Annotated in this window: 16 protein-coding genes; 9 read left to right on the top strand and 7 right to left on the bottom strand. The window is 61.9% G+C overall.

Features of this window, described 5'->3' with window-relative positions; all coding sequences use genetic code 11:
• Window positions 1-170 precede the first annotated feature (170 nt).
• On the bottom strand, window positions 171-5,441 hold the full coding sequence (locus HMPREF3176_RS01595; RefSeq protein ID WP_141742324.1) for a S8 family serine peptidase: 5,271 nt from the start codon (window positions 5,439-5,441) through the stop codon (window positions 171-173).
• A 320-nt stretch (window positions 5,442-5,761) separates the two neighbouring features.
• Between HMPREF3176_RS01595 and HMPREF3176_RS01590 the strand changes: the two genes are divergently transcribed.
• On the top strand, window positions 5,762-7,873 hold the full coding sequence (locus HMPREF3176_RS01590) for a bifunctional metallophosphatase/5'-nucleotidase (protein ID WP_070457669.1): 2,112 nt from the start codon (window positions 5,762-5,764) through the stop codon (window positions 7,871-7,873).
• Window positions 7,874-8,098: 225 nt separating this feature from the next.
• Here HMPREF3176_RS01590 and HMPREF3176_RS01585 read toward each other — a convergent pair whose 3' ends face one another.
• From HMPREF3176_RS01585 to dnaA, 4 genes are all read right to left on the bottom strand, one after another.
• Window positions 8,099-8,887, bottom strand: a complete 789-nt coding sequence (locus HMPREF3176_RS01585) for a DciA family protein (RefSeq protein ID WP_246826616.1) — start codon at window positions 8,885-8,887, stop codon at window positions 8,099-8,101.
• Window positions 8,884-10,206 carry a DNA replication/repair protein RecF gene (gene recF / locus HMPREF3176_RS01580; protein ID WP_016663528.1) on the bottom strand — a complete coding sequence of 441 codons (1,323 nt, stop codon included), beginning with the start codon at window positions 10,204-10,206 and terminating at the stop codon, window positions 8,884-8,886. Before recF ends, HMPREF3176_RS01585 begins: the two co-directional genes overlap by 4 nt.
• 14 nt (window positions 10,207-10,220) lie before the next feature.
• Window positions 10,221-11,339, bottom strand: coding sequence for a DNA polymerase III subunit beta (gene dnaN, locus HMPREF3176_RS01575; protein ID WP_016663527.1), 1,119 nt, complete (start codon window positions 11,337-11,339; stop codon window positions 10,221-10,223).
• Between the two features lie 452 nt (window positions 11,340-11,791).
• A complete protein-coding gene (gene dnaA / locus HMPREF3176_RS01570; protein ID WP_070457667.1) occupies window positions 11,792-13,381 on the bottom strand; it encodes a chromosomal replication initiator protein DnaA in 1,590 nt (529 codons plus the stop codon).
• Between the two features lie 343 nt (window positions 13,382-13,724).
• Between dnaA and rpmH the strand changes: the two genes are divergently transcribed.
• The 8 genes from rpmH (at window position 13,725) to HMPREF3176_RS01530 (ending at window position 19,241) form a co-directional block, all read left to right on the top strand.
• Entirely contained in the window at window positions 13,725-13,862 is a 138-nt protein-coding gene (gene rpmH, locus HMPREF3176_RS01565; protein WP_016663525.1) for a 50S ribosomal protein L34, read from the top strand.
• Window positions 13,822-14,268, top strand: a complete 447-nt coding sequence (gene rnpA, locus HMPREF3176_RS01560) for a ribonuclease P protein component (protein ID WP_226998092.1) — start codon at window positions 13,822-13,824, stop codon at window positions 14,266-14,268. The genes rpmH and rnpA overlap by 41 nt, the downstream gene beginning before the upstream one ends.
• A complete protein-coding gene (yidD, locus tag HMPREF3176_RS01555; protein WP_070457664.1) occupies window positions 14,265-14,546 on the top strand; it encodes a membrane protein insertion efficiency factor YidD in 282 nt (93 codons plus the stop codon). The genes rnpA and yidD overlap by 4 nt, the downstream gene beginning before the upstream one ends.
• A gap of 81 nt (window positions 14,547-14,627) precedes the next feature.
• Window positions 14,628-15,725, top strand: a complete 1,098-nt coding sequence (gene yidC / locus HMPREF3176_RS01550) for a membrane protein insertase YidC (RefSeq protein WP_070457662.1) — start codon at window positions 14,628-14,630, stop codon at window positions 15,723-15,725.
• A 9-nt stretch (window positions 15,726-15,734) separates the two neighbouring features.
• Complete coding sequence (locus HMPREF3176_RS01545; RefSeq protein WP_070457660.1) at window positions 15,735-16,259, top strand: Jag family protein; 525 nt, start codon at window positions 15,735-15,737, stop codon at window positions 16,257-16,259.
• A complete protein-coding gene (gene rsmG / locus HMPREF3176_RS01540) occupies window positions 16,259-16,933 on the top strand; it encodes a 16S rRNA (guanine(527)-N(7))-methyltransferase RsmG (protein ID WP_070457658.1) in 675 nt (224 codons plus the stop codon). Before HMPREF3176_RS01545 ends, rsmG begins: the two co-directional genes overlap by 1 nt.
• Before the next feature lie 31 nt (window positions 16,934-16,964).
• Window positions 16,965-17,834, top strand: coding sequence for a ParA family protein (locus HMPREF3176_RS01535; RefSeq protein WP_070457771.1), 870 nt, complete (start codon window positions 16,965-16,967; stop codon window positions 17,832-17,834).
• A gap of 12 nt (window positions 17,835-17,846) precedes the next feature.
• Window positions 17,847-19,241 carry a ParB/RepB/Spo0J family partition protein gene (locus HMPREF3176_RS01530; RefSeq protein WP_070457657.1) on the top strand — a complete coding sequence of 465 codons (1,395 nt, stop codon included), beginning with the start codon at window positions 17,847-17,849 and terminating at the stop codon, window positions 19,239-19,241.
• A 1,787-nt stretch (window positions 19,242-21,028) separates the two neighbouring features.
• Here HMPREF3176_RS01530 and HMPREF3176_RS01525 read toward each other — a convergent pair.
• On the bottom strand, window positions 21,029-21,373 hold the full coding sequence (locus tag HMPREF3176_RS01525) for a hypothetical protein (RefSeq protein ID WP_070457655.1): 345 nt from the start codon (window positions 21,371-21,373) through the stop codon (window positions 21,029-21,031).
• Window positions 21,370-22,419, bottom strand: coding sequence for a thioredoxin-disulfide reductase (gene trxB, locus HMPREF3176_RS01520; RefSeq protein ID WP_083286171.1), 1,050 nt, complete (start codon window positions 22,417-22,419; stop codon window positions 21,370-21,372). The genes HMPREF3176_RS01525 and trxB overlap by 4 nt, the downstream gene beginning before the upstream one ends.
• Window positions 22,420-22,432 lie beyond the last annotated feature (13 nt).

The raw sequence follows: 22,432 nt of genomic DNA, 5'->3' as shown, positions 1-22,432 counted from the left end.
AAAGGGGCGGGGCGGAATAACCCCCACAACCCCTATGCAATTCAAAGGGAAAAAGGTGGGGTGCGGAGTCCGACGCTTGCCGGCCTCCAGCACCCCACCATTTCTCGGCCCGTTTCCGAGCCACATCAGGGCCTTACAACATCACAGCCCTGTTCTCTATTCGCCGCTTGCTACTTGCCGCCTCTCCGGCGAGCAACAACGACGGCCACCACGCCACCGAGCACGATGAGCGCCGCAACACCCGCGGTAGCCGCGATCTCCGCACCTGTGCGCGGCATATGCGAACCGCGACGCGAGGTGGCATCCTTCGACGGAATCCTCGACGGGCGTTCGGCCGAGGAACCGTCGGACTTACCCGGGGCCTGAGAACCCTCGCCGCCACCCTTCACGGGCGGCTTACCGGGGTTCCTCCCGCCATCGGTATCCGGGTTCGCGGGGCGCTCGGGAGCGTCATCGCCCGGGGTCGCCGGGTTCTCCGGAGTGCTGGACTCGGGCGCCTTCTGCTTCTCGGTAATGGTCACCGTCACGACACGCACAACCGAGCGACCGTCGGCATCCGTCGCGACGAGCGTGACCTTCTGCTCGCCTGGCACGAGGACCGTGCCGGGGGCGAGCGCGAGAGTCGTGTCGCCGTCCTTGAACGCCGAGCCGTCGTCGGTCACCGTGAAGTGGCTGAGCACCGTCTTCGCGGCGGCTGCCTGGTCAGCGAGCGCACCCTGCTCGACCTCGAAGGCCACCGTGTCGGGTCCTTCGATCACGGCATCGTCGTCGACGATAAACGTCGTGGTGTGCGTCGTGACGTTGCCGGCAAGATCCGTCGTCTTCACGCTTGCCGTGTAGAAACCAACCGGAAGATCGGCCGTCTTGATTCTCGTGCCGAGCCGGGTTTGCGCGGTGCTTGTCTCGGTGCCATCCACGACGGTCGTCGGCTCAGGCACGCTCCTATCGCCTGCATCGGAAGCCGCCTCTTCAGCATTCACGCTGTTCGGGGCGACCTCGCCAGCATTATCGCCGTCGGTCGTCTCGGGCGGCGCGAGCACGCCGTCGATCGTTGCGGCCTTGCTCGTCAGCTCGGTGTCCTCGTTGTAGATCTCCTTCCCGTTGAGGCTCACCGCGACGTTGGCGAGGTTTGGATCCTCGCCCCACGCTTCGAGCTCGCGCTGGTCGCGGATCACCTCCATGTCCTTGACGGTGTCGATGCCAACGGTGGGAGCCTCTTTGTCGACAACGACGGGAATGATCGCAACGAGTTCATTGCCCATCGAGTCGTTCGAGTACACGAGGAGCTTGTCGCCGTCGCGGACGGTGACGAGGTGCTCGAACTCCTGGCGATTAACCTCCTCACCGGGGTGGTTGTGCCGCACGAAGTCGGTCAGGTACTCGTTGTTGATCGCGAGGTAGTGACCCCAGCCGTCATCGCTGATCGATCCCTTAAAGGTCACGTCGTCGGTGTTCGTGTAGAGCGTGCCGCCGACGAGGCCAGGCTCCGTGAAGTGGAGGCTCGGCGGCTTGATATCCACCCATAGGCGGAACGAGCCACTGAACTGCTCCTTGCCCTTGTCGTCCTTCACGATCTGGTGGAAATCGATGATTCCCACGTCGATCGGGAGGTCAACGCTGAACGTGTCGCCCTCGATCGTTGCCGCAATCGGTTCGTTCCTCGTGATCGTGCCGTCCTTCGCACGCGACGTCGGGATGAATTCGATCGAGCTCACGGGATCCTGGATCTTGCCGGTGAGGTGGAGAGTCTTTCCATCCTCACTTACGCCCTCGCTCTTCGAGCTGATATCGCACCAGTTCTCTTCCGCATCGCACGTCTCGATGTCGTAGGTCGGGCGAGCAAAGCCGTTGTCCTCGGGCTTCTCCTCGGGGGCGGGCGCCTCGCGGCCCTCGATCTCGACATCGAGGGTGCCCTCCGTGGCGCCATCGCTCGCCACCACGGTCACGACGGGAACACTCGGATCGACCTTCCCGGTGTACGTGAAGGTGCCATCCGGCTTGACCTCGACAGGTTCGTTGAAGATCCACGCCTTCAGGTTGGCATTCTCGCGCTCATCGGTAATCGTGCCGGAGAGCGTGAAGCTGCCGTCCTCGCCCACAACGAGCTTGCCATTGTCGTTGAGCGCGCTCTTGTCGATCGTGATGGTGGGCGCTTGCGCGTCCTGCTCGACCGTGATCGTGCGCCGTGCGATCTCCTTACCGGAAGCGTCGTAGGCGATGACCTCGAGCGTGTACGGGTTCGGGCCCTTGTAGGCCTTATCGACGTACTCGAACGTGCCATCGGTAATCTTCGCGTCCTCACCATTCACGGTGACGCGGGAAACCTCGCCCTGGACAACGCCCGACACTTCGAGGGCACCGTCGGAATCCTTACCCACGTACGCGCTCTCCCCCTCGGGGATGCTGTGCCCGTTCACGTTGACGAACAAAGGCGCATCGCTGAACGTGACGATGGTGGAGGCCTCGTTGAAGCCGCGATCGACGGCGCCCACCGTGACGTACGGGGTTGCCGGATCGAACGTGGCGACGAAGCTGCCGTCGGTCTTCTTCTCAACCGTGACCTTCTCTCCGCTCGCATCGAGCACAATCGGATCGTCGAGAATGCCCGTGCCGCCCTGATTATCGACGGCCGTGAAATGCACGCGGCCCGGCTCCTTATCGAGAATGTCGATCGTGGGCGCCGCGGTGTCTACCGTGAACGGCAGGTCCGTGATCTGCGGCTCGTAGCCCTCGGCGATGCGTGCCTTGAGGCGGAACGTATAGGAGCCGTCGGCAAGCGGCGTTTGCTTACCCGTCGACTTATCCCACAGCGTGCCGTCGAACGAACGGCCCATGAACGTGAGGTCGCCGTCGAACGCGGTCGGCACCTTCGAGCCGATCATGCGTCGCAGCATCTCATCCTTGCCGAGGCTCGCGATAACCTTGCCGTTCGCGTCGAGAATCTCGTATTCGACCTCATCCGCGTTACGCATGAGCAGCATGCCCGGGGTCACCGTGTCGAGAACGCCGTCGCCGTTCGGGGAGAGCGCGAGCGGCTTCTCATCGGGGTTGTTGAGCTGGGTTGTGGCCTCACCGAGGGAGCCCACGAGGTTCGTGTTGTCGGCGGGGCCATCGTCGATCCACGGCTTGCCCGGCTCCTGGATGATGTTCTCCTCATTCCAGTCACCCACGAAACCGAGGTAGGGAACGGCAATGTCAAGCGCGCCATTCTCGCCCTTGAACTGGGCCCAGCCCTCGATGAAGTGATTGCCCGCAGCGGTGTGCGGGGTGAGGGTGAACTGCACCGTGGCGGTTCCGCCCGCGGGCACGGTCACGTTCGAGGCCGACGCCGCCAGCGTCTCATTCGAGACCGTGGCAAGAGTCGGCTTTCCCGGCTCATTTGTTTCCCCGAGCACCTTTTGCGCGGGGATGCTGAACGTGCGGTCCTGATCGCCGCGGTTCGTGAGCGTGACCGTGAAGGTCGTCGGCCCGTTGATCTGCTTGAGTGCGACGGCTGCCTCGCCGTCAACGGTAGCGGTGACGTCAGTTGCGAGCGCGCGATCGACCTCCGCGAGACCCGCACCGATCTGGCGCGGGAGGTACGGGGTACCGTCCTCGTTCTCGAGGATCTTCGCGGTATTCATGAGTGAGGTTTCGATGAGCTCAACACGTTCCTTACCCGTGATGTTCGGGAAGCGCTCCTCGAATTTCTGCGTGAGAAGCGCGCTGAGACCCGCGACATTCGGGGTCGCCATCGACGTGCCGCTCATGTTCTCGTACTCGTTTTCGCCGACGGTCGAGTACACGTTGCCGCCGATGCCCGCGAGCTGAGGCTTGAACGACAGGTCGTTCGGGGTACCCCACGACGTAAAGGAGCTGGGCTCAAGGCCGTCGGGAGCCGGATCCTGCTTCATCTGGTCCGTGAAGGTGACCGTCGCGTTCGGGTCAGCCTTGAGCGCATCGAGAAGCTGGTGGCCCTGCTCGTTCGTGAGGGCCGCACCGAAGGTCTTGAACTTGTCGATGCCCGCCATGCCGCGGTAGCCCTCTTCGCCATCGCTGTTGAACACCATGACGCCTTCCGCGCCGTGGTCAAGGGCGTACTGGAACTTTTCCGCGAACGAGATCTCGCCGCGCGAAATGAGCGCGTACTTGCCCTTGAGGTCGATGCCGTCCTTGTAGTCCTCCGGGCGGCCGAGACCCACGTACTGATACGGGTGAGGCTTGGCGTCGGGCTCACCCACGCCCTCGAGGTAGCCGATATCGGTGCGCTCGCCGTTCGCCTCGAAATAGGCGAGCGGAACACTCAGCGTCGAGTTATTCACCGAGGCAATCGAGAACGCGGAATCGTTCGTCGAGGGGCTGCCCGCCGTACCGTCATCGAGGCGACCGAGCACGTCGTCCGGCCCACCCTCGAGTGAAAAGTTCTGCCCCTCATTCCCGGCTGCCACGAGCGTGATCACGCCCTCTTCGCGGGCCTTCTTCATGGCCTCATAGGCGCCGTCGGAAAGATCCGGAACACCGTTCGGGCTGCCGAGGGACATGTTGATGACATCGGCCTTGAGCTTCACCGAGTCTTCGATCGCGGCGATGATGTCGCCATCATTCGCCCCCGAGGACTTCTTCGGGTCGTTCGAAAAGACCTTCATCGCCAGCAACTGCGCGTTTGGTGCTGCGCCATCGATACGGCCCGTGGAGGCAAAGTCAGGGGTGTCCCCCTCGGAGCCATTCGCTGCGGTAATACCCGCAACGTGCTGACCGTGCTGCGAATCGGTGAGGTCCATGACCTCGAAGTTGTCGTCCGCGTAGTTGTAGCCCGTCGGCACCTTCTCATTGAACTTGCCGGCCGCTTCGGGATTGATGCTCGTGATCTTTGCGTTCTTGAAGACACCGTCGTCAAGGCGCATATCCGGGTGCTGGGCGTACACGCCCGAGTCGATGATCGAGATTACAGTGCCTTCGCCGTCAACGCCGAAGTCCTTATATGCCTGGGCAACACCCTGGAGCTCACGCGCCGAATACTCGCTCTGGTAGTACACGCGCTCGCGGCGCACCGAGGCGACCTGCTTCTCGGTCGCGAGGTTTTGGATCTTGCCCTCGGGCATTTCGGCGCTGAAGCCATTGACGAGATACCCGAACTGTCGATCCACCTTCAGGTCATACTTCGCCTTCCACGACTCAAGCAACTTTGCCTGGTTCGAAAGGCGGCTCCTCTCGCCGGATTCGCTCGGGGCCGACGGCTGCTCCTTCAGCATGACGACGACGCGCACGCGCTTGTTAGACACGGGGCGGGTGCCCCGCTTCTCACGCTGTTTCTGAATCGCCGCACGCTGAATCTGCGAGATCGCCGGCGCTGATTCGTAGTCATCGGTAGGCGCAGCGAGCGCTGCCGGAACGGCAAAACCTGCGGCGACAGCACTCACCGACAACGCGGCAAACACCTTGCGCATAAAGCCTGGGGACACGCTGTTCTCCTTTGAATAAAACTGCGAGGAATCAAACCGAGAACACCGGGATCTGCAACGCGCCGGGCCGGGGCCAAGGGAAGAACGAGAAGCGGCTCTGTGACTCAGTTATCACAGAAGCCTAGACACATTGCGGGACTTAGGTGGCCGGTTGCTCAAAAAATGACACGGAAAAAACGAAAGACCTGGTCATCCGTCGGAACCTTCCGGCCCTGTCAAAGCGACTCTGTGCCGTGCCCCGCCGTTCACCCACCCGTAACTTTCTGCGCTTAAATTCCGAAAAGCCCGTTATTGTCCCCCCACCTTCACCAGGATATCCCATGCGCAAAGCAACAGCAGCTGCGCTCACAGGCCTACTCTTTTTGACCGCGGGTGCCCCCGCGTTCGCGGCCGACGGCGACCGAACCGACATCGACGACATCACGATTCTTGCGACGACCGACACCCACGGCACGGCGCTGAACTACAACTACTTCACGGGCAAGCCTTTCGGCACGCCTGAGGAACCGAAGAACCTTCGCGGCATGGACCACCTCGCAACCGCGATCACGGAGATCCGCAAGGACAAGGGCGAGAGCGCTGTTGCTCTCCTCGACAACGGCGACGCGAACCAGGGGTCCTCCCTCGAGACGGTCTACAAGCGCGACCACGCCAAGGGTGACGTTGACCCGATCGCGACGATCTACAACTACCTCGAGTACGACGCCGGCGTTGTGGGCAACCACGAGTTCAACTACGGCCTCGACGAACTCCAGGACTACAAGGGCGCTCTCGACTTCCCGCTCCTCGGCGCTAACGTCACCGATAAAAAGACCGGCAAGCCCTACCTCGAGCCCTACACCTTCGTGAACAAGAAGACTGCCGATGGCCACGACGTGAAGATCGCCGTGATCGGCGTCGTCACGCCCGGCATCCCCGGCTGGGACGGCAAGAAGGTTGAGTCCCTGAACTTCGGCGACCAAGTCGAGGCCGTCCAGAAGTACGTTCCCGAGGTCAAGGAGAAGGGCGCGGATGTCGTCGTCGTTCTCGCCCACACCGGCCTCGACCCGGAGGGTTACGAGTGGAAGGCCGCTGACCTTCAGGAGAATGCCGCGCGCTCGATCGCCGAGAACACGACCGGCGTTGACGTGGTGATCGGTGGCCACTCGCACCAGACCGATCAGGTGCAGAACTACTACAAGAACCCAGAGGGCCACGAGGTTCTCTTCACGCAGCCTGGCTACCACGGGCGTTTCCTTTCGAACGTGACGATCCCACTGAGCCTCGATAAGGAAGGCAAGGTCGTAGTCGACTGGAACGAGCAGGAGAAGCCGAGCGCCGAAGCCGTCAAGGCCGCGGATTACGCGGCCGATCTGGAGATTGAGAAGCTCATTTCCGATTGGCACGAGAAGACCAAGAAATGGGTCGAGACGGTCGTCGCCAAGGCCACTGAGGACATGCCCGCCGCCACTTCGGCCTGGGAAGACACCGCGATCCTCGACTTCATCAACTACGTGCAGACCGAAGAGATCAAGCGCGCGATGAAGGGCACAAAGAACGAAGGCCTGCCGATCGTTGCTGAAGCCTCGCCGTTCTCACGCGAGGCCGTGTTCAAGAAGGGCGATGTCACGATCGCCGATATGGCTTCGCTCTACATCTACGACAACACCCTCTTGGGCGTGAAGATGAATGGCACTCAGCTCAAGGAATATCTCGAGCACTCGGCTCGCTACTACAAGCAGCAGGAGGAGGGCGCGAAGATCGACGATTGGTCGACCGTCACGAACGCCCAGTACGACGGCATGACCCGCGGCATTCCCGACTACTCCTACGACGTTCTCTCGGGCGTGAGCTACCACATCAACATCTCCAAGCCCGTTGGGAAGCGCATCGAGAACCTCACGTGGCCCGACGGTACCCCCGTGAAGGATAACGACGAGTTCATCCTCGCGCTCAACAACTATCGCCAGTCGGGCGGTTCGGGCTATCCGGCCGTCAAGGAGGCCGAGGTTGTCTATGACGAGCAGATGGCGATCCGCGATCTCATGATCGACTGGGCAACCAAGAACAGCACGATCGACCCGGCGAACTTCTTTGCGAAGAACTGGGACGTGAGCACGTCGGCCGCTCCCGCGGTTGATCTTCCCTCCGACGATGAGGTGGGGAAGCCTTCCGGTGACTCGGGCACTCCCGTCGACGAGCCGAAGGACGAGGCTCCCGCAGATGGGGATGCTGACGGAGAAGCTGATGACTCCGCTGATGCTTCCGATGGCGGCAAGACGATTCCGATCAGCGACTCGGACGACGATGCCGATCACTCGAAGCCCACTGCTCCCTCGCGGGCGCGCGGCCCGCTTCCGCGCACGGGTGCGGAAAGCCTCGCCGTTGCAGGTGTGGCATTCTCGCTCCTTGCAGCGGGTGGCGCGATGATCGCTCGCAGGCGTCGGGCCTGATCCATAGGTGTCCCTGTAAAAGGAGGGCCGGAGCCGGGTGGCTCCGGCCCTCCTTTGCGCCTCACACCACCCAGCACCGCCAGCACCACCCCTAACTCCTCCCTCCTCACCAGCCTTCACCCCTCCTCACCACCTCCCCCGATCACGAAAGTGGTGAAAAAGAGCCAAAAAGCGGCATCTACCTACGTGAGGGGGCGATTTTTCACCACTTTCCTCGCGGCTGCACTACCCGTAGGTGTCGCGCGGGCCGCGCCACGTTACCGTGCGGCGCCCTTTTTTCCACGATTGCGTACTCGGTCCAGCAACCTTGATTTCGCTCACGACCTGGGCACCCACCCGTTCGTGGATTCGCGTAATGATCTGCGGGCCGAGCATTCGAAGCTGCGCCGCCCACGCGGAGGAGTCGGTGCTTACCACGAGCACGCCCTCCTCGAAACTCTCGATGTGGCAATGCTGCGCGATAGCGGGCCCCACGATGTCGTCCCATTCGGCGAGCACACGCCCCGCGCTCAGGCCCCGATCCCACCCGAGGTTTACGAGCATCTTTTCGAGCACGGTGTTCAGACGCTGCGGATCGCGCGGATCGGGCCGCGCCCCCGAATACCCCGCTCCCTGCGATCGCTCGCCGCGCGGATCGCCCTTGGGGCGCGTCAGCCTACTCGCACGCGGCCGGTATCCGTGCTTCTTGGCGGCGGCGCGAGCCTGGTTGAGGGCGCGCCGGCCGAGCTCTTCGGGGCGCGCGAAGTCACGGGGCCGCGCATCAGGGTCGGGCGTGAGTTCCTCGCTCAACTCCGTTCCGACGCTTGCCTCGCCCTCCGGGACCCCACGTTTCTCATGGTGCGGCTGCGCTTCACTGCCGCTGCTCGCCGTGCCGCCTAGCGGAACTGGGCGACCGCTCTGCTCGTCAGGACGACCCTGCTCAAGCCGACCCTGCCCGGGGTAGCCCTGCCCGGGGCGGCGTTGCCACGTCCCGAGCGCATAGGGGTTGAGGGATGCACGGTTATCGCCGTTCACCACGTGGCCCCCTGACTACTCGCCCCTCGAGGTCCGTCGTCACGCGCGGTAGCGGAACCCTTGACTACGTCAATGACGTGCACGTCGTCGCCGATAGACCGGGGGATGTCGGCGTCGTTGGCGGTTGTGATGAGCACTTGCGCGGCGCCTTTGATGATGCGGCCGAGGCGTTCGCGGCGGTGGGCATCGAGTTCACTGAAGACATCGTCAAGGATGAGGATCGGTTCACCGTCGCCGAGGTCGCCTTCTTCGATCGTGAGGAGGTCGTAGGAGCCGAGGCGGAGCGCGAGGGCGAGCGACCATGATTCGCCGTGGCTCGCGTACCCCTTGGCGGGGAAGTCACTGAGGCGGATCTCGAGGTCGTCGCGGTGGGGGCCCACGAGGCTTACGCCTCGCTCGATTTCGTCGTCGCGGCGTTCGGCGATGTGGGCGAGGAGGGCGTCGTGGAGCTGCTGGAGGCTCGGCAGCGGAGGTTCGTCGCGCGTCGTTTCGGCGTCGCTCGCGGCGGCGAGGTCACCCTCGAGAATGGTCGAGGTGTAGCGGATGTTCGCGGGGCTCGTGACGGCGCCGCGGCCGTCGGGGCCGAGACCGAGGTTAGGGTCGGCGCCTTCATCGCTTGAAACCCGCAGGTAGGAGTATCCAACGTGGGGTCGCAAGCGATTCACGAGGTGGAGGCGCGCGCGCATGAGTTCAGCTCCGCGACGCGCGAGCTGCTCATCCCAAACGGCGAGAGTCGATTCGGCGGCTTCGCGCGGGTCCATGCCGCCAATGTCGGAGGGCCCGTGTGTGCCGCCTCGCCCCCTGTTCATCGCCCGCATCTGTTTCAGAAGGTGGTTGCGCTGGCGCAGAACCTTGTCGTAATCCGATTTGATGCTCGCAAAGCGCGGGGCGATTTCGAAGAGGATCTCGTCGAGGAAGCGCCGGCGACCTTCGGGCTCGCCCTTGACGAGGGCGAGATCTTCGGGAGAGAACATCACGGCGCGAACCTGCCCGAGGACCTCGCGGGCGCGTGCGAGTGGTTGCGAATGTAGGCGCACTTCGTTGGGGCGGCCGGGGGCGATCTGCATGTCGATGCGCACGTCGCGGCCGGAGCGTTCGCACATCGCGCGGATGATTGCGGTCTTCTCGCCTCGCCGCACGAGGGCCGCGTCATGGGCGACTCGGTGCGAAGAGAGGGTCGCGAGGTACCAGAGGGCCTCGACGATGTTCGTTTTGCCCTGGCCGTTCGCACCCACAAACACGGTGATCCCGGGCGTGAAGCGAAGGAGGGTGTGTGCGTAGGAGCGGTAGTTGAGGAGTTCGAGCGCCTTGAGGTGCATCGAGAATCAGGAACTCAGATGCGCATGGGCATGAGGAGGTAGCGGTAGTGCTCCTCCGGCGCCGCTTCGAGCGACTCCTGGCCACGCAGCACGGTTGGCTTGACCGAATCGGGAAGCGAGAAATGCGTGAAGTCGGTGCCGAGTGCACCGAGGCCATCGAGAAGGAAGCCAGAGTTGTAGCCGACGACCAAATCGCCGCCATCGACCTGTGCTTCGAGGACTTCGCTCGCCTGTGCGTCGTCGCCGTCGCCCGCTTCGAGGGCAACCTGCCCCTCGCTGAAGGTGAGGCGAACAGGGGTATTGCGCTCGGCGACAAGGCTCACGCGCTTAACGGCCTCGATCAGGGGCGCTGTCGCGACACTCACGGTGTACGGCGTGACGTCCGGGAACAGGCGCAGCACGGGCGGGTAATCGCCGTCGACGAGGGTCGAGGTCGTGCGGCGGCCAGAGGATTCGAAACCGATAAGGTTTGCCGTCTCGCCTTCATTGAGCGCAATCTCGACGTTGCCGCCGCTGAGCGATCGCGCCACCTCGGTAAGGGTTCGTGATCGCACGAGGGCACTCAGTTCGCTCGAGGGGCTCGCGGGGTTCCACGTGAACTCGCGCACGGCGAGGCGGTAGCGGTCGGTCGCGGCCATCATGACTTTTTCGCCGTCGATCGTGACCTTAACGCCGGTGAGCAAGGGAACGACGTCGTCTTTGCTCGCGGCGATTGACACCTGCGAGATGGCCCGCGCGAAAGTTCCCGAGTCCACGGTGCCCACAACGGGTGGCATCTCCGGAAGCACGGGGTATTCCGCAACGGGGAGCGTCGCGAGTGAGAACCGCGAGGAACCACACAGGATTTCGACCTTGGGGCCCTCGTGCGTGACGGACACAGTTTTGTGGGGCAGCGCCCGCACGATGTCGTTGAGCATCTTGCCCTGGACGAGAACCTCACCTGGTTCGTCGATGTCAGCTTCGACGGAAATGTGGGCACTGACTTCGTAGTCGAAGGTCGAAAACTTCAGTTCGCCCTCTTCGGCAACGATCCTCACGCCCTGGAGGATGGGCATTGCGGGGCGCTGCGGGAGTGTGCGGGTTGCCCACGAAACGGCATCGCTCAGCACGTCCCGATCAAGATGAAATTTCACGCCTCGGCTCCTTTACGAAAAAGCTTCTCGCGCCTTCGCGCGTACTTCCCAACTTTAGCCAAATTCTTGGCTTCGCGCCCGGGTCAAAATTACACGCTTGTCATTCTCATCCCCAAGGATTCCACATCGTCGAGGCTCGAGCGTGCGCTGTCACGTGACTTTTCCCCATTACCCGCATCTCAAGTTTAAACAACCGTCTTAATTACGCCTGTTGACGCTGTGGATAACCACTATTATTGCTGGTCAGAGCGAGAACTACACCTTTCGGATTCGGTGTGAGGATCGACGAGGAACTGTTGATGCATTGGGCATAACTGTCATTTTCGCGAGTGCGTGTGTGCTGGCAACTCACAAAAGGCGAGCCGTGCGTGCACATTCTCCACAAAGTTATCCACAATTCTGGAAACTACGGGCCTGACCAGGAGCGTTGCACGGCCCGCAACCGTCGGACCTCAGCGCCTCCCCTGTTCCTGCGCGTTCGCCTTCACTCGCGCTGTAAGTTCCGTGACCTGGTTAAACAGGGCGCGACGTTCTTTCATGAGGGTCGAAACTTTCTTGTAGGCATGGATCACAGTCGTGTGATCGCGCCCGCCAAACGCATCACCGATCGCCATGAGCGGCATCTCGGTGAGCTCACGACACAGATACATCGCACACTGGCGAGCCGTGACGAGCGCACGGGTGCGGGCGGTGCCCTTGATTTCATCGATGCCGAAACCGAAGTACGCCGCCGTTTCCGCGATGATGAGATTCGGCGTGATCTCCGCACCCCCATCGTGCGTAAGCAGGTCTTTCAGCACGTTCTGCGCGAGCTCGACGTCCATGGGCTGCTTCGAGAGCGAGTGCAGGGCCTGTACGCGAATAAGCGCACCTTCGAGCTCGCGGATGTTCGAGGAGATGTTCTCCGCGATGTACTCGAGCACCTCGCGAGGAACCTCCTCGTTGTTCTCCGCTGCGACCTTTTTACGCAAAATCGCGATGCGGGTTTCGAGGTCCGGCGGCTGCACGTCCGTCATGAGCCCCATCTCGAATCGCGAGCGCATGCGATCTTCGAGGCCGCCGAGGAGTTTCGGTGGGAGATCCGAGGTGATGACGATCTGCTTGTTCGCGTTGTGCAGGGTGTTGAACGTGTGGAAGAAGGCCTCGAGGGTCTCGGGTGCGCGCTGCAAGAACTGGATGTCGTCGATCAACAGGATGTCGATGTCGCGGTAGCGTCGCTGGAACTCCTGGGCCTTACCGAACTGGCCCGACTGCACCGAGTTGATGAAGTCGTTCGTGAATTCCTCGGAATTTACGTACCTGACCTGGATGTTTGGGTGTAGCTGCTTGGCGTAGTGACCTGTCGCGTGCAGGAGGTGGGTTTTGCCGAGGCCTGATCCGCCATAGATGAACAGGGGGTTGTAGGCGAGTGCGGGCTGTTCGGCGACCGCGTAGGCGGCAGCCTGAGCGAAGCGGTTTGAGGCGCCCACGACGAACGTGGCGAACGTGTACTTCGGGTTGAGCCGCGAATCGTTTCCGAGTGACGAGGAGGTGGGGAGGTCGCTGGAGCTGGCCGGTGCCTCGGCTCGGTCGGTTCCCTCGGCGGGCGTGTAGGGGGAATAGGGCGTGGGGTCCGACGGTTGCTGGGACCACGGCGATGCCACATTCACAGAGTTATCCCCATCGTGACGTGGGGTGACGGGGATTGATCCCGATGAATTCACAGAGTTATCCACAACGTTGTCCACCGGGGCGGTGCTCGATGGGGCGCTCGGTTCTGGCTCGTCGTCGAGGCCCAGCGTGGGGTCGATCGTCACCGCGAACGTCACGGGCTTGCCCATCGCCTGCGAGAGCGCCGAACGAAGCTGATCGGGGATCCGCATCTCGAAAAGGTCCTTGACCGTTGCATTTGGCACCGCAATGAGGGCCGTATCCTCGAGAAACCCTCGCAAACTGGAGAGGGTGACGTAGGCGAGGTGGCGATTCGACACCGAGTCATCGGCGCGCAGGATCTGTTGGCACTCGGCCCACAGCGCGTCGCGATCGAGTGCGGTCTCGTCCATTCGGGGGCTCCTCGTGGGAATCGGGGGTGCGGCGGACGTCCATAATTATCCACCATGTTTTCCACATTTATGCCCAATGACGTGGAAGAAGGCGCACACTCTGTTAAATCGTTGGGGATAACCATGAGATTCTAGGCACACTTCGCTGAATCGAGGCTCGTTCCATTGACCGGGTAGCCGCGCGATTCTAGACTCGATCAGTCTGTGTTCACGGAACCGACGCGTTCGGTTTCGCGCACACACCCGAAACCACCGGCCCCACGGGCCGTCTTTAACCGGGCCCTCCGGCCGCCACGCGGTTCCTTCCCGGAGACGAGGGCCCCGATTTATTTGGAGAGAAAAGATGACCAAGCGTACGTTCCAGCCGAACAACCGCCGCCGCGCCAAGAAGCACGGTTTCCGCGCACGCATGAGCACCCGCGCGGGCCGCGCCATCATCAATGCGCGCCGCTCGAAGGGCCGCGCGTCCCTCTCGGCCTGAGCCGCGGCGTGACGTGCGGGCAGCGAGCCGCCTACGTCACAACGACGACTTCCGCCTGACCACCCGCCAGGGAGTGTCAGCGGCCCGATCCCACGTGGTCGTGCACCTCGCGGTCCTTTCCTCCCCGGAGGTCAAAAGGATCCAGGAGGAGCCGCGCGTGGGATTTGTCGTGTCAAAAAAGGTCGGCAACTCTGTCGTCCGCAGCCGCACCAAGCGCCGGCTGCGGGAAATCATGAGAGCCCGCCTCGATCGCCTACCCGCGTACGCAACCGTGGTTGTGCGCACGCGCGCCGGCATCAACGACATTGGGCACGACACTCTCGTCAGTGAAGTCGATTCCGCACTCACCTCCGCCCTCGGCAAGCTCGCCAAGCGCAGCTCTACGCACGAGGGGACACGGGGATGAAGGCAACCGTCGGAATCATTCGCGCGTACCAGCGAGGGATTTCCCCGTACCTGCCGGCCGCGTGCATGTTTACGCCTGTGTGCTCGCAATATGCTCTCGACTCGATCCGCCGCCACGGAACTTTCAAGGGGATTCTCCTCACCGCATGGAGGATCCTTCGCTGCAATCCTCTGGGCCGAGGCGGGATCGACCCGACCCCCGCACCGGGCATGTGGACAAACCCGAAACCCGTCACAGGGCGGGACACTGAAAGCCCCGAGTTCGCCCACACCCACTAGGCTTGACCCGAACACCCGACCTCACGCCGCTCATCGCATGACCGTCATGCGCATGCGAGCGGCAGGAAGAAAAGGCCGAAGTTGAACATTCTTTACCCCATCGAGTGGGTCGTCGTCTGGATCATGGTCCAGGCCCACAAACTGCTGTCCTTCGTCATGGACCCGGATTCGGGCTGGACCTGGCTGCTCTCGATCGTGCTGCTCACGGTCGTGGTCCGCATCATCATTTTCCCGCTCTTCGTGAAGCAGATTAAGAGCTCGCGCGGCATGCAAATGGCAGCCCCCGAGCTCAAGGCGATCCAGCAGAAGTACAAGGGCAAGACCGACCCCGAGTCCCGTCAGGCCATGGCCAACGAGACGATGCAGGTCTACAAGGAGCACGACGCCAACCCCGTGGGCTCGTGCCTTCCTGTCCTCATTCAGATGCCGATCTTCTTCGCGCTTTTCCGTGTGCTTTTCTACAAGCTGCCGGAAGCCGCAAAGAGCAATAAGAGCTTCGGCATCCTCACGCCCGAGCTAGCCGACAGCGCCCACAACGCGCGCATTTTCGGTGGTACGACGATCTCCGATTCGTTCCTCACCGGCGACATGTCCGCGAAGGTCATCGCGGGCGTCATCATCGCACTCATGGTGCTCGTGACGTTCCTGACGCAGAAGGAGCTGACGATGCGCAACATGCCGCCGTCGGCTCTCGAAGGCCCGATGGCGTCCACGCAGAAGATGATGCTCTATATGCTCCCGTTCATCTACGTGATCTCGGGTCCCGGTATGCCGATCGGTGTGCTCGGGTACTGGCTCACGACCAACGTGTGGACGTTCGGCCAGCAGTGGTGGATGATCTCGAAGAACCCGACCCCCGGTTCCGCCGCTGAAAAGGCTCGCCACGAGCGCATCAACAAGAAGCGTGAGAAGCAGGGTCTTGAGCCGCTTGACTTCACGCCGAAGAAGTCCAAGCGCGTGCAGGAGATGGAAGCGGCCAAAGCCGAGAGCATCCGCGTGCAGCCGAAGCGGTACGAAAACGGCCGGAAGCTGAGCGATGAAGAAATGCTCCAGCGTGCCCGCGAGAAGCGAGCGAAGGCGATCGAAGAGCGACGCAAGAAGGCCGCTCAAAACGGTGCACAGAAGGCGGGCGGCTCGAAGCAGAGCAACGCCCTCGGCAAGAAGCGCAAGAAGAAGTAAGGATTCCCGATGAGCGAGAACGACACTTTTGACAACGACGCGGTGGACACTCAGACGCCCGCCGACGAGCGCCTCGCGCGCCTCGAAGAGGAGGGCGATTTCGCCGCCGACTACCTCGAAGAACTCATGGACATCGCCGATCTCGATGGCGATATCGACATTGACGTCGACGGCGATCGCGCATCCGTGGAGATCCGCGGCGCCGCCGAGCTGAGCGCCCTCAACGAGCCGAAGGGTGAGCTCCTCGAAGCCCTCCAGGAGCTCACGCGGCTCGCCGTTCAAACGAAGACGGGCGTGCGCTCGCGCCTCATGTTGGACATCGGTGGTTTCCGCGCGAGCCACAAGAGCGAGCTTGAGGAACTTGCCGAGAAGGCGGTCGAACAGGCCAAGAACGGCGAGGTTCCCGTTCCCCTTCGGCCCATGAACCCGTTTGAGCGCAAGGTTGTGCACGATGTTGCGAAGCGCCACGGCCTGCACTCGGAATCCGACGGTGAGGGCAAGACCCGCCACGTCGTGATCTACCCCGAAGACTGATGCTTCCTGCTCCCGCACACCTCGACTCTCTCGCTCGCGATCTTTTTGGTGAGCGTCGTATACTCGCCGAGCAGTACGCGGAGATTCTGCGTACCCGCGGAGCGGAAGAGGGCCTCATTGGGCCCCGCGAAGTCGATCGCATTTGGGAGCGGCACGTCATCAATTGCGCCCTCATGGTGCGTGCCCTCGGGCCCTCGGGCCTCGTCGAATCGCTCGCGGATGTAGGTTCGGGTGCCGGCCTCCCGGGGCTCGTCATCGCGATTGCCCGCGAGGATATTGACGTGACCCTCATCGAGACGATGCAGCGCCGCGTGGACTTCCTTGAGCGAGCGGTCGCGGAGCTGGATCTTGTCAATGTCGAGGTTGTGCGCGCTCGTGCTGAGGACCTTCATGGTGAGCGGGAGTTCGATGCGGTGACGGCGCGGGCCGTTGCGGCGCTCGACAAGCTCGCGAAGTGGACCGTTCCGCTTGTGCGCATCGGCGGCGAGCTCGTGGTGATGAAGGGCAAGAGCGCGCGCGACGAAGTCGTGAAGGCGGAAAAGACCCTCGCCCGTCTTGGCGCATGCGATGTTCGCGTTGAGGAATTCGGAGATCCATCCGTGGAGGTTCCTACTACAGTGGTACGAGCACACGTTCGTGAGGTATCGGGGCGAAAGGGGCAGCGTCGTGGCTGAGAAGAAGAACTCTCTCGATGAAACACCGCTCATGCGGCAGCTTCGTAACGACATGGAGCTTCGCAAACGCCTCGAGAAGGCGACCTTCGCCGCGCCAGAACACACCCGCATCATGGCTGTCGCGAATCAGAAGGGCGGCGTCGGTAAAACGTCGAGCGCCGTCAACGTTGCGGTCGCGCTCGCCAAGGGCGGTCTCAATGTTCTCGTGATCGATTCGGACCCTCAGGGCAACGCTTCGACTGCTCTCGGCATCCCGCACGATCCGGAAATCGCTTCGCTTTATGACGTGCTCATCGAGGATGAGCCGCTTTCGGCGATCGTGACCCCCTCTCCCGAAGCGGACACCCTCGAGTGCGCCCCCGCGACGATCGACCTTTCGGGTGCCGAGATCGAACTTGTTCCGATGGTGGCGCGCGAATCCAGGCTCAAGAACGCGCTTGCCGACTACTTCGAGGAACGCGAGCAAAAGGACCTTCCTCGCCTCGACTACGTTCTCATCGATTGCCCGCCTTCGCTTGGGCTTTTGACGATTAATGCCCTTGTGGCCGCGCGCGAGGTGTTCATGCCGATCCAGGCCGAGTACTACGCGCTCGAGGGCATCGCGATGCTGTGGAAGAACATCGACCTCATCCGCAAGCACCTCAATCCTGACCTTGTGGTCTCGACGATCCTGCTCACGATGTATGACGCCCGCACCCGCCTGGCGGCCCAGGTGGCCGAGGATGTGCGTGCGCACTTCCCCACGCAAACCCTCGATACCGTCATCCCCCGGTCGGTGCGCATTTCGGAAGCCCCGAGCTACGCGCAAACCGTCTTGAATTACGATCCCAACAGCACGGGTGCTCTCGCGTACCGCGCCGCTGCGCACGAGATTTCCCGTCGCCCCGAGCCTAAGAACTGAAACGAGGAGATCATGGCGAAGAAACGTGGCCTTGGTCGGGGTATCGGTGCACTGATCCCCAGCTCCGAGCCTGCCGCAACCGAGAAGCCCGAGGCGCAGAGCACGCCCACGCCCGAGCCTTCCGCGAAGTCGGTCGGCACGAAGGCGCCCACCTCGGCACAGCGCTCCGGCGCCTCCTCGAAGTCTGCTGCGCCCAAGCCTGCCGCGTCCTCCTCACCCTCGAAGAAGGGGTCCGACGCTACCCCCGCCTCTGCTGAGCCCAAGGCTTCCGCGTCGAAGCCAGCCGGCACACGCGGCGCCGACATGTTCTTTAGCTCCGAATCTGAATCCACTGATAAGTCGAGCGAGCGTCGGCGCGCAGCCGATCTTGAGCTCGCTGACTCGTGGGCACGCGATGCACGCTCGAAGCGCCGAAACGGTAAGAAAGCCGCCGCTAAGCCCGCAGCGGCAGCGCGTAAGGCCGACGACGAGAGCGCATCGAAAACCTCCGCGACCGCTCCGGTTGAGGTGCCGTCGGAGGCAGATGCGCAGGCTGCTGCTGCGCCCGCACAGCCGTCCCACGACGGTCTCGTGCCCGTGCCGGGCGCCGAGTTTGTCGAGGTGCCGATCGCCGAGATCCGCGAAAATCCCCGCAACCCGCGAACGGTTTTTGACGAGGATCAACTGGACGAACTCGCCTATTCACTCCGTGAAGTCGGCGTTCTTCAGCCGATTGTCGTTCGTCCCGTTAACGACTCCGTCGATGGCGAATCCTTTGAGATCGTCATGGGTGAGCGCCGTTGGCGCGCCGCGAAACGCGCTGGCCTCAAGTCGATTCCCGCGATCGTGCGTTCGACTGCCGACGACGATCTTCTTCGTGATGCGCTTCTCGAAAACCTGCACCGCTCGCAGCTGAATCCCCTGGAAGAGGCAGCCGCCTATGGCCAGCTCCTCGAGGACTTCAACTGCACCCAGGATGAGCTCGCCGATCGCATTGGGCGCTCGCGCCCGCAGATCTCCAATACCCTGCGCTTGCTTCGCCTCCCTCCCCTCGTGCAGCGTCGACTCCAGTCCGGCGCGCTTTCTGCGGGCCACGCCCGCGCGCTTCTGGGACTCGATGATGTCCAGCTCCAGGAGGAGCTCGCCCAGCGCATCGTGAGCGAAGGCCTGAGCGTTCGCGCTGTTGAGCGCCTTATTGCGAATGGTGTTGAATCCTCGTCGGCAACCCGCACGGTGACTCGCCGTAGTTCGTACAACCCGCGCGTTGTATCCCTGACCTCGCAGCTGTCGACGAAGCTTGAGGCACCGGTGCGCATCGATGTCGGTAAGCGCAAAGGTAAAGTCACGCTCGAGTTCACGAACCTCGACGATCTCGAACGGATCGTGGCGAAGCTCGGCCTTGAGGACCTCGAACTCCCGCAGGACTGAGCCTGACAGGTCCTAGACGGCTTCCCTTAGTCGTCGAATATTTGTGGAACTGTTTTCCGGGAACCGTCAGTAGCTCTTTCGGCCATGGCAAATCGCCACATCGTTGTAAATTTGCGGATTTCTTATTCGACGTACCCTTTTTAGGCTTTGTGGCGCCCGTTCTTTCGAGTTTCACGTGAAACTGTGCTGCATTTGCGGAGCCGTCTCCGCGTGGTGGCCCACCGTTGATATCCGGACCTGCCGGGTGGCATTGCACTACCAACAGACTCCTAACCCGCCCCCGCAGAGCTCTGACCTATGGATGGGCCGCACCACGGTGTTTCCTGCTTCTGAGCTTCGGCTGCAACTCCCCGTGTTTCACGTGGAACCTATTCTCTGTCTAAGCCACGCCTACGTGGTCAAGCAAAGCTGCAGATTTGCGTTCCACGTGAAACCACCACGACCGGCATCCATTCGCGAGACCCTTACCAATCATATGGACTATTTGTCGCGTAAACTTCGGAACCTCGTTTCACGTGAAACACTGCCGCTGGGGTGCTGGTCGGCCTAAGGTTCTCTCCCAAATTGACAACTTTGCTCGAAGAGTCACTAATTCGACAATTAGCGCTAAACGTTTCACGTGAAACAGGACAATGTTCCTGGAATCAAGGTCACAAGCTATTTCGTCCCCTCGAGCGCTATTCGCGTGAAGGCTTTCAACTTACGAAAGGAAGAGCATCGTTTCACGTGAAACTTGCCTGGCTATTCACATCGCTGCGCGCGTCTGCCTCCCTTTGTTGCTAACCGTTTTACGTGAAACATGCCATCGATAAGCAAAGAGGTTTGAGACTTTCGGTTTCGGTAGTTCGGATGCGCTTCGCCGCAACTCAAAAGAGTTTCACGTGAAACAAGCGCGCTGCACATTTAGCCGCGGCGTTCTACCGCTGTGTGTGTCCGTTAACGCGGGTGTGGCGTATCGATTTTGAGGCGTTTCACGCGAAACGCCAAAGTAGGCTCTTACGACTCCGGCCCGATTGAACAAGAGATTCCACGGGTTCACTATTTGCTGATGTTCCCAGCTTCGATTTTAGCCAAAACTTGAAAGGATCTGTTTCACGTGAAACTGCGTGAGAAACGCATAGCAAGGATTTGGGTCGAAGGGCGGAGGTCTTGTGTAAGCGTCGAGTGGGATCAAAGCGGTTGCGGCCTATTGGCGTGGGGGCCGGCTTCGGATGTTGATATAGCCCATCAGTGGTGTTTCACGTGAAATGTCGTGTATTGGTGTCAGGACGTGCTAACTAGGACGTTCGAGGCTATTCGCGAGTTCCCTCAGCTTAAGAACTGTTCTTGACGTAGGAGAGCTCTCTGATAGTCGCTACTCGTACATTGCGGGGTTTCACGGGAAACAGCCCTACGAGTTTTACCGCGGGTTCTGGAATCTATCCACAACTGATGCGTGCGGCGGACAGTGTGGACCGAGGCAGCGGGGTAGAAACGGAGGTGTGTGGGATAGGCGCTGGGACGCGACAGAGGGGTTCCACGTGAAGCTAGGCAAGTTAACTCACATATGTGAAGAGGTGTGTGGATAACGTGGGAGACGTAATTCGCTAGCCAGGAATGCGCGTGCCAAGGCAGGCGTCGCGAGGCCCACCATGAACGGGAAAACTGCAGGTCAAGGCGTCATTCGTTACTTGTCCACAATAGCCTGCAGCACCAGTGAATAGAGTGTGGATAAATATGGGGATAACCCTGTGATGCAAGCCACGGTGACGACGATCTGGTGAATGTCCCCGGTGGGACGTGCAGCGCTAGCAGACAGTGGCGCGCCGCAGATCCTCGAGCGCATCGCGCACGGCGAACTTTGGGTGCGCACCTTCGAGCACTCTTTCTCCCACTACTTCGGAACCGCGAAGCGCAACGATGCGCCAGGTTGGAAGAACGCGAGGCGAGAATTGCGGCGCTGGCTGCTCAGAATCTTCCGCAACCGAAACGTCATGAACATCAACGCTTACGGACTGCAGGTCAAGATCGCGCAATTCGCGGGCCGTGAGCGGCGCAGGAAGAGACGGCGCCGCCCACGAGGCCCAATAGAGATGAATGTGAAACGTGACGACTTCACTCGAAAGTGAACCGTCGGAACCGGGCTCGCTCACTCGAGCGTGGCGAGGTATTTCTCTGCGTCGAGAGCGGCCGAGCAACCCGAACCGGCCGCAGTGATGGCCTGGCGGTAGCGGTGGTCAACGACATCGCCACACGCGAAAACACCCTTGAGCGAGGTGTGGGTCGTGCGACCCTCGCAGAGGATGTACCCCTCGTCGTCAATATCGATCTGGCCCTTGAAGAGATCGGAGCGGGGCAGGTGGCCAATCGCCTCGAAAAGACCATCGGCGGGAATCGTTTCACGCTCGCCGGTGACGGTATTTTCAAGCACGAGGGGCGAGAGCTCGTTATCGCCCTCGATGCCAACGACCTGGGTGTTCCAACGGATCTGAAGCTTGGGGTCATCTTCCGCGCGCTTCGCCATGATCTTCGAGGCACGCAGGGCGTCACGGCGGTGAAGGAGGGTAACGGACTTGCCGAAACGGGTGAGGAAGGTTGCCTCTTCAACAGCGGAATCGCCGCCGCCAACGACGAAGATGTCCTTGTCCTTGAAGAAGAAGCCGTCGCACGTTGCGCACCAGCTCACGCCCTTACCGGAAAGACGCTCTTCGCCGTCGACGCCGAGCTTGCGGTACGCGGAACCGGTCGCGATGATGACGGCCTTTGCGCGGAACACGTCACCGCTTTCGGTGCGGATGGTCTTGATGTCGCCTGCGAGCTCAACGCCGGTAGCGTCCTCGAACAGGATCTCGGCGCCGAAACGCTCCGCTTGTTCCTGCATGTTGCCCATGAGGTCCGGGCCCATGATTCCCTCCGGGAAACCGGGGAAGTTCTCGACCTCGGTGGTCGTCATGAGGGCGCCGCCAGCATCGAGCGAGCCGGCAATGACCACGGGCTTCAGGCCAGCGCGCGCCGCGTAAACGGCGGCGGTGTAGCCCGCCGGGCCCGAACCGACGATCACGATGTCGCGCACGGGGGCGTCCGAAGCGTCGGCAGGCGAAGCAGTGTCGGCCGTCTCGCTCTGCGCTCCCGTAAGGCTGATGCCGAAGCCACCGCCGAGGGTGTTGAGGATCGGGGTCTGAGGCTCAGAGGTGGTCATGATGTCCTTTCAC

This window comes from Dermabacter sp. HMSC08H10 (assembly GCF_001807585.1).
GTDB lineage: Bacteria > Actinomycetota > Actinomycetes > Actinomycetales > Dermabacteraceae > Dermabacter > Dermabacter hominis.
The sequence above is the reverse complement of the archived record's forward strand: the minus strand, read 5'-3'. Positions and strand labels throughout refer to the sequence as shown.

Excerpts from the sequence above, each read along its gene's own strand:
- rpmH (WP_016663525.1), top strand. The coding sequence starts at position 13,725 with ATGACCAAGCGTACGTTCCAGCCGAACAACCGCCGCCGCGCCAAGAAG.
- dnaA (WP_070457667.1), bottom strand. The coding sequence starts at position 13,381 with ATGGACGAGACCGCACTCGATCGCGACGCGCTGTGGGCCGAGTGCCAA.
- HMPREF3176_RS01545 (WP_070457660.1), top strand. The coding sequence starts at position 15,735 with ATGAGCGAGAACGACACTTTTGACAACGACGCGGTGGACACTCAGACG.
- HMPREF3176_RS01590 (WP_070457669.1), top strand. The coding sequence starts at position 5,762 with ATGCGCAAAGCAACAGCAGCTGCGCTCACAGGCCTACTCTTTTTGACC.
- rnpA (WP_226998092.1), top strand. The coding sequence starts at position 13,822 with ATGCGCGCCGCTCGAAGGGCCGCGCGTCCCTCTCGGCCTGAGCCGCGG.
- HMPREF3176_RS01535 (WP_070457771.1), top strand. The coding sequence starts at position 16,965 with ATGCGGCAGCTTCGTAACGACATGGAGCTTCGCAAACGCCTCGAGAAG.
- trxB (WP_083286171.1), bottom strand. The coding sequence starts at position 22,419 with ATGACCACCTCTGAGCCTCAGACCCCGATCCTCAACACCCTCGGCGGT.
- HMPREF3176_RS01530 (WP_070457657.1), top strand. The coding sequence starts at position 17,847 with ATGGCGAAGAAACGTGGCCTTGGTCGGGGTATCGGTGCACTGATCCCC.
- recF (WP_016663528.1), bottom strand. The coding sequence starts at position 10,206 with ATGCACCTCAAGGCGCTCGAACTCCTCAACTACCGCTCCTACGCACAC.
- rsmG (WP_070457658.1), top strand. The coding sequence starts at position 16,259 with ATGCTTCCTGCTCCCGCACACCTCGACTCTCTCGCTCGCGATCTTTTT.
- yidD (WP_070457664.1), top strand. The coding sequence starts at position 14,265 with ATGAAGGCAACCGTCGGAATCATTCGCGCGTACCAGCGAGGGATTTCC.